Here is a 16,805-nt window from a genome sequence, read left to right on the forward strand (position 1 = left end):
TTATTTTTTAGCTGCTTCATCGAGGCAATTTTGCAAAATTTTTGCAAAGATCTTATCGTTAGGCGCTTTAAATATAGAGTTATGTTCGCCGGGAATAGGGTGTACGTTGATACCTTTTAAAGCGTAAGGCCGCCAGCCAAGGTATTCAAAATCATCCATGTAAAAAGTATGGCTGTTAGCCCTGAATAATTCAATCGAAATATTGTAAGGCTTTAGCTGATAGTTTCTTTCGGCTTGCTGGTTCATCTCATCTATTTTGTTGGAATAGCCAAAGAAGCCCTCCTGTTGTTCATCGTTCTTAAAACGCCACAAAAGCCTTGTTGCCTGTCGCTTAATGTTTTTCGTTTTACCCGCTATGTTTTGAGAAAGACCTTCGCCGGTAAGGAAATTGTACTTCAGCTTGCGCAAAAAGAATTTGGCACGTTTGGTTTGCATGGTAAGCCATGGATCAAAAAACGGCGACCGGTACGCATAAGTATCAAACATGGCAAGCATTTTTACCTTTTTGCCTTGTGCTTCCAGTTGTTGAGCCATTTCATAAGCTATAATACCACCAAAAGAATAACCGGCTAAAGCATAGGGGCCATTAGGGTTTTGAGCTTGTATGGCCGATATATAATGCGTGGCTATATCTTTAATTTCGGTTAGCGGCTCGTCTATTCCATTAAGGCCTTTGGCCTGTAAGCCATAAACCGGCTGGTCTGGACTCATATTGATAGCCAGAGCATTAAATAATAAAACATTAAGCCCTGCACCATGTACAATATACAAAGGCATTTTATTGCCGGTTGGCTTTATGGGCACAAGTGAATCCCATACTATTGACTTGCCATCCATTTCAAGCATCAGGGATAATTTCTCTACTGTCGAATTTTCAAAAAGTGCCGCTAAAGGCAAACGCTTTCCCGTAATCTTTTCAATACGGGTCATCACCTGCACCGCAATAAGCGAGTGGCCGCCAAGCTCAAAGAAGTTATCGTAAACGCCAATGTTTTCGATACTTAAAAATTCACTCCAGATATCGGCAACCATTTTTTCCACGTCGGTTCGTGGTGCTACATATAAGTTGACAATTTCGGTAGGAGCAACAGCACTATTTTGGATAAGTGCTTTTTTATCTACCTTACCATTTGGGGTCAATGGGATAGAAGATATCACGATAAAATCATCGGGCACCATATAATCCGGCAGGGAATCTTTCAATGAAGCCCGCCATTTTTTTATTAATGCTGATTCGTGCCCGGTTATATAATTATCGTTTATAACAATGTACGCTGCGAGCTTGTTAACGCCGTTTTTATCCGGCTGGGCAACAACCACAGCTTGTTTTACATCGGCTTTGTTGATGAGATGATATTCTATCTCGCCCGTTTCAATGCGATAACCGCGGATTTTGATCTGTGCATCTGCACGACCAAGGCACTCGGTTTCACCGTTGTCCATGAACCTTCCTAAATCGCCTGTACGGTACATTTTAGCACCCTGATGATTTGAAAAGGGATCGGTGATGAATTTTTCGGCTGTAAGTGCAGGTTGGTTTAAATAACCTGCTGCCAGGCCGTCACCTCCAATAAAAATTTCTCCTACTGAGCCGGTATCCAGTGGGTTAAGGTTTTTATCTAAAATGTAAATCGAAGTATTATCGATAGGGCGGCCAATGGTAATTGCCGTGTCTTCGGCCCTGATCTCTTTAATCGTCGACCAGATGGTAGTTTCTGTAGGCCCGTAAACGTTCCATAATGACGAGGCTTTTCCGAGGATCCTTTCAGCCAGCTCTTTGGGTAATGCCTCGCCGCCGCAGATCACTTTTACAGGCAAGCTTGCGTCCCATCCGGCTTCGAGCATAATGCGCCAGGTGTAGGGGGTAGCCTGCATGGTGGTTACATTTTCTGCGCGGATGATATCCAGCAGTGCACGGCCGTCTTTTGCAGTAGCGGTATCGGCAATAATTACCTGTGCACCGCTTAGTAAAGGTAAAAACAATTCGAGCCCGGCAATATCAAAACTGATGGTAGTTACCGCCAATAGCTTATCACCGGCAGTCATTCCCGGTGCTTTTTGCATGCTGTACAGGAAGTTAACCAGGCTATGCTGACTAATTTGAACACCTTTCGGCATTCCTGTTGATCCCGATGTGTACAAAATATAAGCAAGGTCATCGCCGGTTACAGTAACATCCGGCGTATCGGTGCTATATTGCGAAAGGCTTGTCCATTCGGTTTCTAATGTAAGTTCAGTGGCGTTCGACTGGTACTGGCCTTTATACTTTTCAGATATTAATAAAACAACAGCCTTCGAGTCACTAAGCATATAATTGATTCGCTCAAGCGGAAATTGCGGGTCAAGCGGCACATAATTTCCACCGGCCTTCATAATACCCAGGATAACCGCCAGCATTTCAATAGAACGATCAACAGCGAAAGCAACTTTGTCTCCCTTTTTAACGCCTTTAGCAATTAGCATTGAGGCTAACTGGTTGCTGATTTCGTTTAGCTGTTTATATGTAAGCCCCTGATCTTTAAATTTTACTGCTATCGAACCGCTCTGCCAGTTGATAAGCTGATATAAAGCCTTGTCTTTAGGATAAGCTATAGCTGTGTTATTCCAAAATTTTAACTTTTCAACTATGGCTGTACGGTTAGATGCCGGTATATTACCGATAAGGGTATCCGGATCATTAACCAGTTCATTGAGCAGAAAGCTAAATTCATCCATCATGTGGCGGATGGCTTTTTCGCTAAACAGCTGGGTGTTATATGACCACTCCAGTATCAAAGCTTCGTCGCGCCCGGATATGTTAACAAAGATCTCGAAGTTTTCGTACTCGCGCGGGTTACTTGTTAAATGATGTTTTAATCCATAAAAATCAACATCATCATCCATGCCCATGTCAATATTAAACATTATGGGTACTAATGGTACCCGTGAAGCGTCACGGGGGATGCTGAGCTTTTTCAGTAACTCGCCAAATGTATAAAGTTGATGGTCATATGCATCTAAAATGGCCGAATTGCGTTGCTTAAGATAGCTACGAAATGATTGGTCATTTTGCGGATAACTTCTTAATGCCAGCAAATTGACGCAATGCCCCACCAAACGGTAATTGCCGGTGGCTGACTGACCGGCAGCCGGCAGGCCTAATATGATCTCCTCCTGCCCGGTAATCCTCTGTAAAAACACTTCGAAAGCGGCCAGCAGCGTAGTTACGAAACTGCTTCCATTTGTTTTGCCTAATTGTTTTAAAGCCGAAGCAAGATCTCTATCAAGATCAAAATCAAGGCGGTTGCTTTTGTAGGTGCGTACTGCTGGCCTGGGTAAATCTGCAGGAAGGTCGAGCAGATAATTGCTGCCTTCAAATTGTTTTAACCAATATTGTTCGGTGTCCCTGTATTCCCGGCTCTCAGTAAATAATTCCTGTTCAATTGAATAATTGCTGAATGCCGGAGCTTCCGGTAACTGTATAAATTCACCTTTTGCGTAGGCTGAGTAAAGCTTGCTTAAATCCTGCATCAAGATGCCTATAGACCAACCATCGCAAATAATATGATGTGCTATAAAGGTTAAGCGGTGCTCGGTTTCGCCAAGCTTAATTAGTTGTACCTTAAACAGCGGACCGGTTATGAGATTGAACGCGGTAAACGCGTTTTGGTTGTTTTGTTCGGTAATAAATGATTGCTGCTCGTTAGCGCTTCTTTCCGACATGTCGGCGAATTTGAAGTCGAGCGGCAATTCTCTGTAAATGCAGATAGATTTACCATCGGCACTAAAGGCTGAGCGCAAAGCCTCATGTATGTTGGTAATTTCCTGCAATGCCTCAAGCATGGCTTCCTGATCAAGCAAGCCGGAAAGCTGAAGGGCGAAAGATTCGTTATAGGCACAGTTAGCTTCATCGCCGCCAATAAGGCATGATGCCCAAATCTCTAACTGAGGCTCGGTTGAAGGGGCAATAGCAACAAGCTCAGGCCCTGCAAAAGGATCAAATTCAACCGGGATAGTATCGTATAGGGTAGTAGTAGTCAAAATTAGTTGTTGCTGATCTTTACCTGTAAATATTTTCCTGGATTATTTGCGTCGGTTACAAACCAACCGGGGTTTCCATCTTTATCGCGGCCCAATTTAGCACCCGGAACGGGCGGCTCGGCGGGCAAACCATTTTTTGCAGGCTCAACTTTTGCAGGCTCGGGTTTGTGGGTTGGCATAATACCAACTTCAATCAGCTCATTAACACTTTCGCTAAAGGCATTAATAATTTGATCAACCTCTTCATCTGTATGGGCAGCCGTAATAAAGCAAGGGAAAAGGTCCCAGATGTGGATTCCTTTCAAACGCATTAAAGTGAATAACAACTCACCATAAGCCAGTTCGTAATCAAATTTGATCTTCCAAAGTGAGCCAAAAGAGGGGATATGCAAGGGTAAACCTTCTTTTTCGCAAATGGCATTCAGCGCATCGGCCAGGCGTTTGGTCATGGCGTTAAGGCCCTCCTGCAAGGCAGGGCCTTTTTCCTTCATATAGTTTAACGATGCTTTTGCAGTAGCCAGAGCCAGCGGGTGGCGTACAAAGGTGCCTGCAAAGTAGGTTACACCGGCCTCGGGCGATGAATCATCTCCAAACTGCCAGTTACCGCCATCAAGGGCATCCATATATTTGCTGATACCGGCAATAGCGCCAATAGGCATACCACCGCCGATTACTTTACCGTATGTACCAAGATCGGCTTTGATCCCAAACACGGCCTGGGCCCCACCGGGATGCATCCTGAAGCCGGTGATTACCTCGTCAAAGATTAAAACGGTTTCCGACTGGCGGGTGATCTCCCTAACACGTTTCAAAAATTCAACCGGGCGAAAATCCGGCCGGCGGCTTTGGGCCGGTTCTACTAAAACAGCTGCCAGCTCATGCGCGCGTTCGGCAATGATCTTTAACGATTCTTCGGTGCCATAATCAAGGATCAGCATATTCTGCACCACATCCGGCATAATGCCTGGTGCGGCAGGTACGGTTTTAAGCTTTTTGGTACCCCTCACAATAACCTCATCATTAATACCATGGTATGAACCGTTGAAAGCAACAATAAGCGAGCGGCCTGTTACCGTACGTGCGATACGCATCGCACCCAAAACAGCTTCGGAGCCGGTATTGCATAAAGCAGCACGATCAAAATTGGTAAACTCGCAGATGAGTTTACTAACCTCGCCGGCAAGTTCATGCTGCGGCCCAATTTCATATCCTTTTTCAACCTGTTCTAAAACAGCCTGTTTCAATACATTGGTTTGGTAACCCAGAAAATTTGATCCAAAGCCGTTAAGTGCATCTATATATTCGTTGCCATCAATATCCCAAACGCGGCTGCCTTTTGAGCGGTTAACCACCAAAGGATAAACAATCTCTTTGGTTAACGGTCTAAATCCGCTCACTACACGTGGGTCGGCCATGTAAGGCCTGTCTTTTTGTGTCTGGGCTTTGCTGCCTTTTGTTTTTGCGTTATATTTTTCTGTTAAGTCTTTTAAAAATGCCTGCTGTTTATCGTTCAAGCCTTGCACCTGTTTTTCGATCCGAGCTGTTGCTCCAAATGGTTTTTTCAGCTCAACCTGTTCTTCCGGGGTAAAATCAGCAGCAAGTGACAATAATGATTTGGCAGGTGTAGCGATGGGAGCAGGTGAGTTATATGTTTGTGCAGCCGGATTTTGCACTATAGGCGTATTTCCCTGGATTAGTGTTAACTGGCTGGCTAATAGTTGCAACTGTTGAGATATTAAGCTGATGGCGATATCGTTGTTTCCCTGGCCTGTGGTTGAATGAGCAAAAGCCCCGTTATTACCGGGTATCGAAGGATTAACCAATAGCTGCTGGGGAGTTGTGCCGGTTTGGCTATGCTGAAATGCAGGGTTAACCGCAGGTACTACCTGTGGCCGAAAGGCATCTGCCGGTAGATTGTTGTCCAGGTAAGTTGCAAGCAGTTCAAGACTATTATATTCTTCAAACAGTTTTCTGAAAGTAACGGGTACGTTGAAGATCTTTTTTAAATTGGTAGCTATTTGGGTAAGTGAAAGAGAATCGAAGCCAATTTCAATAAAAGTAATGCCCGTGGCAGCGGTATCTATCTCGATACCGGCAGCATTCTCAAAAATCTCTTTAAGTTTATCAATTAAAATATCCTTCCTCATCAGTACAGGTTGCGTAGGTTTAATATTTGTTTGTTGTTGTGTTAAGGTTTCTGTAACAATATTTATTGTTACGGCGGGTTCGAGCCAATATCGTTTATGATCGAAAGCGTAGGTTGGGATATCAATCTTTTTACGGTTTTGACCTAAATAGGTTGCTTCCCAGTTTGGATCGATGCCATTTAACCAGAGTTGGCCCAGTGTTTTTAACAGGCTGTGATATTCTGTTAATGAGTCATTTTGCTCAAAACCGGATATTATAGAAATGTTTTTACCGGCATTTTCCTGACGAGCCAGGGTGGCCAGGATATTTCCGGGGCCGCATTCAAGCAGTAACCTGCTATCATCTTCCGTTGCGGTATTTAAAGCATCTGCAAAACGGACCGTGCTGCGTAAATGATTTGCCCAGTATTCAGGATCAGTAGCCTGGGCCTCACTTAGCCAGGTACCTGTTACAGTTGACACCACAGGTTTAAGCGGTTTATTTAATGTTACAGATTTTACCACTGCTTTAAAAGGGTCCACAATATCATCCATCATTAAAGAATGGAAGGCATGACTGGTTAAAAGCAGTCTTGCAGGAATCCCTTTTTGAGAAAGCTCTTCGGTAAAGCTGGTTATAGCATCTTCAGGACCGGCTACCACGCATAGTTTTTTGCTGTTTACAGCTGCAATGGAAAGTTGGGCAGGTAAAATAGCTTTTAGCTGTTCTTCTTCAATACGTACAGATAGCATCCGACCATGCGGAGCGCTGCTCACTAAACGTGCCCGTTCAGATATCAACATCAAAGCATCTTTTAGGCTAAATACGCCCGCAAGATGCGCGGCTACAAATTCGCCTATGCTGTGCCCCATTAATATCGACGGTTGGATACCTTTACTCATCCATAACCTGGCCATGGCGTATTCTAAAATGAATAACGCAGGTTGGGTATATAGTGTATTCTTTATTCTTTCTGCCGATTGTGTGTCCGAACGATCTGCAAAAATAACGTCAAGCAAATCAGCGTAGATACTTCCCTGCAATAAGCTTATACATTCATCTACTGCTTCCTTAAACGCAATCTCATTTTGATACAGGTCGTGCCCCATGTTTATATATTGCGAGCCCTGGCCCGGGAACATGAAAACAACTTCTGACGCAACTGTATTCAGTTTTTTGGTAGCAGCAGGATCGGTGTTTGCCGAATTCAGCTTCACAACCAGGTCATCAGTATCTGCTGCTATCACAAACCTGCGATAGTTGAAATCCGCGCGGGTGGTTTGCAAAGTATAAGCAACATCGTTGAGGTTGATGCCTTTATTTGCCTCTATAAAGTGGGCAAGTTTACCGGCATATTTATCTAAGCTTTGCTCATTTTTGGCCGACCAACTAATCAGTTTCAAGGGTTTGTCTGTACTTTGTTCAACTATTTCAGAAGTTTTATATTCTTCCAAAACAACGTGTACATTGGTGCCGCCTACGCCAAAAGAACTGATGCCTGCACGCTTTAGTTCTGCATCCCAGGGTTTAAGCTCCGCATTGACAAAAAACGGCGTGTTTTCTATATCAATATTAGGGTTGATCTTTTTGAAAAACAAGGACGGCGGAATTTGTCCGTTACGCATAGCAAGCACTGTTTTAATGAGCCCTGCAACTCCTGAAGCCCCCGTTAGATGCCCGAAATTACTCTTTACCGAACCTATGGCGCAAAATTGTTTTTGAGCCTGCTCGCCGAAAGCAAGGTTAAGCCCTTCAATCTCAATAGGGTCGCCAAGTGGGGTTGCAGTGCCATGAGCTTCAACATAGCTAATGGTTGATGCATTTACTCCGGCATCGGCAATTGCTGCGGCTATAGCGCCGGCCTGCCCATAAGCATTTGGCCCGCCAAAACTACCTTTTTCCGCGCCGTCATTATTTACACCAATGCCTTTGATAACTGCATAAATGGTGTCACCATCGCGCTGTGCATCTTCAAAGCTTTTTAACAGCACCACACCAGCACCGTCGCTAAAAACGGTGCCCGAAGCTTCGGCATCAAACGGACGGCAATGGCCATCTATGCTCATTATTGCGCCTTCTTCGTAGATATGGCCGCTTTTCAGGGGGGATGTAACAGATGCGGCTCCTGCAACGGCAACCTGGCACTGCCCGTTGCGGATACTGCTCACCGCTTGTGTTATAGCCAGCAGCGAAGTTGAACACGCTGAATATACCGCAACGGCCGGGCCTTTTAGGTTTAGCTGATAGGCAGTACGTGTAGCTATATAGTCTTTTTCGTTTAGGGTACGTACCTGGAAATGGCCAACGGTTTCAACAATTTCAGGATTAGTTAATACATTATTGTTGTAATAGGTATTGTAGCCGCAGCCTGCAAATACGCCGGTAAGCCCATCGTACTTTTGGGGCAGATGCCCCGTTTTTTCTAATACTTCCCAGGCAAGCTCCAAAAAGATCCTTTGCTGGGGATCCATCAGTTCGGCAGCACGAGGATTAAAACCGAAAAATCCGGCATCAAACTCGTCGGCACCGTTAATGATGCCCCGCGCTTTTACATAGGCAGGGTTGTTTTTTTCGTAAAGGGGAACATATTTATCTAATTCCTCCTGAGTAAAAAAACTCGTGCCTTCCCGGCCTTCGGCAAGGATTTGCCAAAACTCATCGATAGTGTCAGCCCCGGGAAACCTACCCGCCATGCCAATTATGGCAACGTCCCTATTGCTATCTGTCGGATTTGTTTTTTGTGCTAAGACAGGAGCGGTTAGTTTATTTACTCCATTAACCAGCTTAGCAATGCCGGCTATAGTTGGATATTGATATAGCTTAGTAATAGGAACTTCGTAGCCGAAACGCTGCTTTAACAATGCCACCGTTTTTAAAGCCAGCAATGAATTACCGCCTAACTGGAAAAAGTTATCATCAACGCCTACTCTGTCAAATTGTAACAACTCTATTAAAACGGCAGCTACATTTTTTTCTGTTGGGTTTGAGGGGGCTTTGTAAAGTACATCAAGTTCCGGGCACTTGATATCAGGTTGGGGCAGGGCTTTTCTGTCAACCTTGCCACTGGTAGTTTTAGGCAGTTCTTTCAACCACACATAGGCCGACGGCAACATAAAATCAGGAAGTTGTTCTTCGAGAGATTGGCGTACTGCCCCGGTATCTTCTTTATCACCGGCTGATACGAGGTAAGCTACAAGCCGTTTTTGTCCGGCAGCATCTGCAGGGGCAGTTACTACTGCCTGTTTTATATTATCAAGCTGATTGATCAGTACTTCTATTTCACCTGTTTCTACACGATTACCGCGTATTTTAACCTGTGTATCACGGCGGCCGAGGTACTCAATATTACCGCCGCTCATGAAGCGGGCCAGGTCGCCGGTACGATAGATCCGGATAGTTTTATTGCCTTCCGTCCAGTCTATAAATCTTTCTGCTGTTAATTCGGGTTTGTTGAGATAACCATTTGCAAGGCTTATACCTGAAACACATAATTCGCCGGTTTCACCGTTAGCGACTCTGTTGAGGTTTTCATCCAATAAAATGATCTCCGTATTGCTGATCGCAGTGCCAATGGATGGGAGCGAAGGCCATAACGATGCATCGCCCTCCAGCCTCAGTTCAGTAACTACGTGAGTTTCTGTTGGGCCGTACTGATTAAAAAGCACACAATGTGGTAAAGCATTAAAAAAGCTTACTATCTGCGGTGTGATCTTTAGTTGCTCGCCGGCGGTCATTACTTCTTTCAATGACACGGGAATGTGATTGTTGGCTATGGCGGCTTCAGTAAGATATTGTAATACTACAAAGGGCAAAAATATGCGGTTGATGGCGTGCTCATCAATAAACTGCAATAGTTTAACCGGATCTATCCGAAGTTCTTCATCAACCAAAAACAAAGTACCGCCGCTGCTCAGCGTAGCAAAGATCTCCTGGAAAGAAACATCAAATGTTAGTGGTGCAAACTGAAGGGTGTTTATCCCCTGTGCAGAAGCAGAATTTTCCTGTTGCCATAGCAGCAGGTTTACCAGGGCGGCATTACCCATAGCCACCCCTTTGGGGGTACCGGTTGAACCTGATGTATATAATACATAGGCTATATCTGTTTTTTGATTTGTATAAGAACCAGCAGGGGGCGTTGAACCCTCATCATCTGAATTTACCAGGGTTAATCCTACTCCCTCAAATTTTGAACGTTGTTGTTTGATGGTGAGGCAGAACTCAATTCCAGAATCAGTTACGATTTGTTTGAGCCGATCAACGGGGTAGTCCGGGTCAAGCGGTAAATAAGCTTTACCTGTCTTTAATATTGCTAACACGCTAATTATGGTCTCAATACACCTAAATGTACTAACGCCAATAATTTCTGAGTTTCGGGCCCTTGCAGTTATTGTTGCAGCTAAATCCGCTACCTTTTGGTGCAAGTCATTATATGTAAATTTTTCGTTATTGTGTACAACAGCAACAGCATCGGGTAATTTTATCCGCTGTTGGTCAAACAAATCATATACAGTGAGGGTAATAGATTCCCCATTTTTTAAAATAATCCCCGGCTCAATATTCATCAGGCTCAATAAGGTTTGATCGTGATTAGCGATCGGAATAATACTTTTAAATTAGTTGACAGGTAATTTGAAAAGCAGCTGAAGATAATTTTTTTAATATAATCTTCTTTATCACCAATTATTTTAATGGCGTGTTTTTATTCATTCAAAATATTAAACTATAAAATAATTGTCCTTTTAACTAATAATCAATGTTTTACTGCTTTCGTTGCACCTTTTCCCAAACAGCACTTTGCTTCGTGCTGAAATAACGAATGATACCGGCCAATACTGCATAGTTCATAACACAAAAATAATAAGGGATAAAAAGAACTTTGATACGCAGCTGCCGCTTTTCCATTACCAGGCCAAGCAATGCCAGCAAGTAAAACAATACCTGTGCCAATAATAACGCTTGCATAGCTGTTTCGCCCGGTTTAAGGGCGAGGATGATGTTGAGGACAAATGAAAGTATAAGGAGGAAGGGGGTAATTGTCCACCTTAAAACCCGGTGACTGATATATTGGAATGACAAAACCGGGTAGGGGAATGGGTTAAATAATTTTTTAAGCCTTAAAATGGACTGGATGCCGCCGGCGGCTATCCTTACTTTCCGTTTTAACTCTTCCGAAACATTTTCGGATGCTGTTTCGGTAGCATATGCGTCTGGTTCATAAATAATGCGGTATCCTTTGGCGGCTATCAGCATCGAAATCATAAAATCATCAAGTACTGTGTCGGGTTCAACAGGTTGATATAACGAACGTCGTACACTAAACAATTCGCCGGCCGCACCAACAACCGAGTATAGTTCAGAGTCCCATTTTTTCAGGGCCGATTCATATTTCCAGTAAAAGCCTTCACCAGCCGCACTGGCATCGGCATTTTCATCAATATGCACGCGTTTTTCGCCAGCAATTGCGCCTGCTGTTGCATCGCTGTAATGCCTGCAAATTTTTATCAGTGCATCTTTATTCAAAAACGTATTGGCGTCGGTAAATACAACGGCGTCGGTATCAACATATTCCATGGCACGGTGCACGGCAGCTATTTTACCTGCCCGTTCGGGCCTGTGCAATAATTGTATCTGCGGGTACCTGGCAATAATATCAGGGGTTTTGTCTGATGATCCGTCGGTAACAAAAAGTAGTTTCAGTTTTCCCTCGGGATAATTAAGCTGAAGACTGTTGCTGATCTTTTGTTCAATAAAATATTCCTCATCATAAGCGGCAATTATCAAAGTACAGGACGGCAATTCATCCAGATTTTCTGAAGGAAGTGTTTTTTTGCCTTTAAATGCCCTTTTGATCCTGATGATCAGGTACAGGAAAATACCGTATCCGGCAAAAGTGTAAAAAACAATAAAAAGGCTTATGGCTAAAATTATTTTCATGCTATGGTGTTAATGGGATATCCTAAATTGCTGCTGTTTTTTGAATGCGTAAAATTCCACCATACTGCTTTAAGAAGCATTGGTATAAAATCGTATTGTTTTTCTTTAATATAATTAACCAGGTTGCGGGGCACTACAAGCAGCAGAAAATAAAAGTAAAAGAAAATCTTTTTGAACAGCGGGGCATTCCGCCGGATAAACAGGATCCTGTTCCGGTTCATAAAATATTCCTTAAGCTTACTTTTTTTGCCTACCGACACAGATTCCTTGTGGTAGATAAGGGCATCGGTACAAACCCAGGCGTTAAAACCTGCCCTGATAATATGCTCGCACCAGTCAACTTCTTCATAGTATAAAAAGAAATTTTCGCACATCATGCCCGCCTTTTCAATGGCTTCTTTCCTGATCATCATTGCGGCCCCATGGCAATATGCAGTAGGGGCAGTGATATGGTCAAATTGCCCTTCATCTTTTTGCTTCAGCCCAATAACACTATTACGACAGGTATAATAGTTCATTGGGGTATAACCTGCATATTGGATCAGGTTTTTATCACTAAAATATTTGATTTTAGGCGATAGCATGCCTACGGCAGCATTACCGTCCATTACTTCAACCAGCTTTTCAACAAGGCCAGGAGTAAACTCGGTATCATTATTTACCATGAAAATATAATCGCCGGTTGCAACTGTGAGCCCGAGGTTATTACCGCCTGCAAAGCCCAGGTTAATATCCGAGCGGATAAATATTATTTCAGGATATTTTATTCGCCAGGCAGGTACCGGATCCGCTTTACTTGCGTTATCGACAACAATTATTTCGATATTACTATAAGTACTTGTATTTTTAATCGATAATAACATTTCTTCGGTTACCGAAGGCTGATTGAAATTTACAGTTACAACAGAAACTTTTTTCATTTAAAAAGGGTTATTATCAATATGGCTTTTTTACGGCTAATATGAGTAAAAGTTAACTAATTATATCACTATATTCCTTTGAAGAATAACCTACCTGATAATGATGAGGCATTGCTTAACATAAAAGCTGATGAACTTATACAGCTGCTCAAAAAGGGAAGTATTGATAAAGAACATATTAAGGCCGTACAACAAAAAATAAATAACGCAGTCGACAATAATTCGGGCTCACAAAAATTTGATGCCTTTAGCGTTTTAAACCAGGAACAAAGCCGCCTGGACATGGTAACAAACCTTGAGCTTTTACTTACCCAACACCCGGTTGATAGCCGTGAATCAAAGAAGTATCTGTTGCATGAAAAATTAAAGCGGATAGTACTGATAGGGATTTCTGTTACTATGATTGTACTTGGATTAGCCATGATCATTATGCCGGCACCGCCGTATTTTGAAATGTTTACCATTTTTTATTTTTCAAAGGATGACGGCATAACTTTAATGGATGTAATATCTGTATTAATAGTATTAACAGGTGTATATTTGTTTATAAACGCCATACTCCGGAAAATCAATTCCTGAAAGCACAAACCATGCCGAAACGTTCGAAAATACTCCTGGTTGATGATAGTCCGCTTGTTTTGCTGGTTATTGGCCAGGCGTTGGAAAAAGAAGGCTTTGACAGCCGCAGAGCAGGTAGTGTAGAGGAGGCTATGGCATTACTTGAAAAGGAAATCCCTGATCTTATTTTATCTGATTATCAGATGCCCGGAACCGATGGTTTTGCGTTCAGGCAAAGTTTAATAGCCATACCCGAGTATAAGAATATTCCTTTTATGTTTTTAACGTCTGTTACTGATCATGCCCATATGATAACGGGAATGAGTATGGACGCCATTGATTACATTGACAAGGATACGCCTATTACTTTTGTTATTTCAAAGATCAATAATTTTCTGAATAGCATCCGCGAACGGCATGAGCATACCATAAGAGAGCTAAGCAGCGCGGCAATGGCCTTAAATTTGTATTCTGTTCCGCAGGAAACACCCCGCATTCGAGGTTTTGAAATCGATTTCTGGCATAAATCCTTCGAAAATTATCCTGGAGGGGATTTTATCGATGCCATAACGATTAATAACAGGTATACCTTTATCATTATGGGGGATGTTATGGGGAAAAAATGGGGCGCCTGGTTCTTTTCTTTTGGTTATTTGAGTTATATAAGGGCGGCGGTGAGGCTATGTGTTTCGGAAGGGGATGTGTCAACCAGGAGCATCATGCAAAAAATCAATTTGGTTATTTATCATGACCCGGTTGTGAGTGAAGTTTTATCGACGCTTTCACTCATTATGATTGATTCGGAACATGAAACGTTGAGTTATACCGGTGCGGGGGATTTACCGCTTTTATATTTTAGTTATGCCGAACAAAGGATTAACAGGATCACCTCATCAGGACTATTACTCGGGATTAGCAAAGAGGGTGGTTTTGATGAGCATTTGTTAACGATGCAACCTGGTGATCAATTATTACTGATAACCGACGGCTTAATTGATAAAGAAACGCCGGTTGGAAAAAAGACGGATTTGGATAGTTTTATCAATGAAATTGCAAAATATCTTGGTAAATTTAATTCATTCGAAAGTCTGAAACATGATGGCTTTTTGAACCAGAAAGCGAATGAACAAATTGACGATTGCAGTTTAATATTTATTCAAAAAACAGCTAATGATATTACAAACACATTTGCTTAATAACGCATTAATTGCGGATATACAGCTTAAAGAAGCAAATCTGTCAAATTCCGAGCAGTTTAAAGGCGAGCTGATCAGCCTGATCAATAACGGGAATAAGTTTGTTGTTGTAAATTTTGAGCAGGTTACCTATGTAGACAGTTCCTTTTTGGGAGCGTTGGTATCAGCGCTTAAACTGGCCATGAACAATAGTGCCGATATTGCCGTAGTAGGGTTAAATAGCGATATCAGATCATTATTTCAATTGGTGCGGCTTGATAAGGTGTTCAGGATCTACACAAATACACAGGAGGCTTTAACCGGGGCATAAACGAATTTTATTACAGTGAAAAAATTTGTTTTTAATAACGAAACCGAAGGTATCTATCCTTTAACTGTCCAGATCATCAGCTATATACAGAATATTGCAAAAGATATAGTTGATGATCATGCCGGTTTCAGGATAAAAACTATCCTGATTGAGCTGCTTACCAATTCGCTCAAACACATGGGGAATGATGTTACCCGGATTGGGGTCGACCTGAAAAATAACAAGTTATATATAAGCAAGCAAGACAAGGGGAAGCCGCTGCAAATTAATACCAGGCAAGTATCATTAAGCTGGCCGTTAACACATAGTAAGTTTAGTCAAAATGAAATAGCCATTTATGGCGATGACTTCGGCACGTTAAAGGGCCGGGTGAAAAATAGCAACCAGCTTGAGTTTTTTACCGAAGATTTTGATGTGCGGTATGTTAACAAGGATACTATCATGGGCTTAAATGAACATTATGGCCTGATGATAATTGCACGCGCCAGCGATGCATTTAATTATAAACACAAACCTGATACCGGCGTAAACACTTTTACATCGGTAATTGAGCTTAAACAGCAGTAAATATTACTGTGTAATTTTCTGAAAACGCTTTTTAATGGTTAGGAAAGGTTTTTCATATCCAAAATAAGATAATGAAGCCAGCCCTATGGCACATGCAATGGTAGCCGCATAAATGATGATATTCTGCATTACCATATTCATGGTTGGTATGTATTTGTTTACAAGATAGAGAATTAAAAATAATGGATACTTATGCAGCAGGTAAATGCCGTATGAGATTTGACCCATATAATCAAGCGTTTTGCCCTTTATAGTATAAATGCTGGTTTCGGCCTGGCTAAGGTTTACGATAAGCAGCGAAGAAATAATAGCCAGCGGAACATCGCCGTGTGGGATATCGTGAATGAGGTACAGATAAACATAACCCACAAAAATTATTGAGAGTATAACCTGTATATAGGGCTTAAACATCAAATCAAACAGTCCCTGTAACTTAAACTTAAATGTGGGGTGCCTGGTGTTATGAAATATAACAGCCACAATTGCCCCGATCATCATATTGTCAAATCTGGCATAGTAAAAAAACTGGCTGAAAAGTTTCCATATTTCATTGGAGTGATTGAGGTTGTTTATAGTTAGCTGCAACGACCATATCAAAACAATAAAAATCAAAAAAGCATAAAGGATATTTTGGGTTTTCTTTATCCTGAAAAAATGGGGATGGAATATGTAAAACTGCTCCTCCGTACCGATTGACCAGATGGGGTTGAAAATTTCCGGTAGCATTTGGAGGCAAAAAGCCAGGTTGGGCATAAAAAATATCGACAGCCACAGACCTGTTGTTGCCCCCTGCGCCGGATAGATGAAAAAGCCTATAATTACCAGCAAAAAGTACAGCGGCCATATCCTGAGCATGCGCCGGATATAAAATGCCTTGAAGTTAACGCCCGAAAAATTGCGTTTCTCTTCAAGCAATAAATAAGTGATCAAAAAACCACTTAACGCAAAGAAAATAGTAACCCCCGTTTTACCAAAATTAAATATAGTTATATAAGGGATCCGGGCTACGTGAAAATCAACCTTATGCAGCTCGATATGGGATATAACTACCATAAGCGCAGCAAGAGCCCTTACTCCGTTTAAGTTGGAGAAATAAACCCTTGCTTTGCCGGTTGATTTTATATCTTTTTCGGTAGTTGTCTCCATATTTAACACTGCCGGTTAAATTTAACG

Annotated in this window: 9 protein-coding genes; 4 read left to right on the forward strand and 5 right to left on the reverse strand. The window is 42.3% G+C overall.

Annotation, left to right across the window (positions count from 1 at the left end; all coding sequences use genetic code 11):
* The 4 genes from BMX50_RS17120 to BMX50_RS17135 form a co-directional block, all read right to left on the reverse strand.
* The gene (locus BMX50_RS17120) at positions 1 to 4,020 is read right to left on the reverse strand and encodes a non-ribosomal peptide synthetase (RefSeq protein WP_208864732.1); all 4,020 of its coding nucleotides are present in this window, start codon (positions 4,018 to 4,020) and stop codon (positions 1 to 3) included.
* A gap of 2 nt (positions 4,021 to 4,022) precedes the next feature.
* Complete coding sequence (locus BMX50_RS17125; RefSeq protein ID WP_091211739.1) at positions 4,023 to 10,709, reverse strand: type I polyketide synthase; 6,687 nt, start codon at positions 10,707 to 10,709, stop codon at positions 4,023 to 4,025.
* Between the two features lie 196 nt (positions 10,710 to 10,905).
* Positions 10,906 to 12,081 carry a glycosyltransferase family 2 protein gene (locus tag BMX50_RS17130; RefSeq protein WP_091211740.1) on the reverse strand — a complete coding sequence of 392 codons (1,176 nt, stop codon included), beginning with the start codon at positions 12,079 to 12,081 and terminating at the stop codon, positions 10,906 to 10,908.
* Positions 12,078 to 13,001, reverse strand: coding sequence for a glycosyltransferase family 2 protein (locus BMX50_RS17135; RefSeq protein ID WP_091211741.1), 924 nt, complete (start codon positions 12,999 to 13,001; stop codon positions 12,078 to 12,080). Before BMX50_RS17135 ends, BMX50_RS17130 begins: the two co-directional genes overlap by 4 nt.
* A 78-nt stretch (positions 13,002 to 13,079) precedes the next feature.
* Here BMX50_RS17135 and BMX50_RS17140 point away from each other — a divergent pair, with 78 nt between their 5' ends.
* Genes BMX50_RS17140 through BMX50_RS17155 form a run of 4 tightly spaced genes read left to right on the forward strand, consistent with a single transcriptional unit; the run spans position 13,080 to position 15,632 of the window.
* Positions 13,080 to 13,580 carry a hypothetical protein gene (locus BMX50_RS17140; protein ID WP_091211742.1) on the forward strand — a complete coding sequence of 167 codons (501 nt, stop codon included), beginning with the start codon at positions 13,080 to 13,082 and terminating at the stop codon, positions 13,578 to 13,580.
* A gap of 11 nt (positions 13,581 to 13,591) precedes the next feature.
* Positions 13,592 to 14,755, forward strand: a complete 1,164-nt coding sequence (locus tag BMX50_RS17145) for a PP2C family protein-serine/threonine phosphatase (protein ID WP_091211743.1) — start codon at positions 13,592 to 13,594, stop codon at positions 14,753 to 14,755.
* A complete protein-coding gene (locus BMX50_RS17150) occupies positions 14,730 to 15,065 on the forward strand; it encodes an STAS domain-containing protein (RefSeq protein WP_091211744.1) in 336 nt (111 codons plus the stop codon). The genes BMX50_RS17145 and BMX50_RS17150 overlap by 26 nt, the downstream gene beginning before the upstream one ends.
* Before the next feature lie 15 nt (positions 15,066 to 15,080).
* Positions 15,081 to 15,632: a hypothetical protein gene (locus BMX50_RS17155; protein WP_091211745.1), complete on the forward strand. Its 552-nt coding sequence runs from the start codon at positions 15,081 to 15,083 to the stop codon at positions 15,630 to 15,632.
* A 3-nt stretch (positions 15,633 to 15,635) separates the two neighbouring features.
* Here the strand turns inward: BMX50_RS17155 and BMX50_RS17160 are convergent, their stop codons facing one another.
* Entirely contained in the window at positions 15,636 to 16,778 is a 1,143-nt protein-coding gene (locus BMX50_RS17160) for an acyltransferase family protein (RefSeq protein ID WP_091211746.1), read from the reverse strand.
* Positions 16,779 to 16,805 lie beyond the last annotated feature (27 nt).

It is taken from the genome of Mucilaginibacter gossypiicola, from assembly GCF_900110105.1.
Classification (GTDB): domain Bacteria; phylum Bacteroidota; class Bacteroidia; order Sphingobacteriales; family Sphingobacteriaceae; genus Mucilaginibacter; species Mucilaginibacter gossypiicola.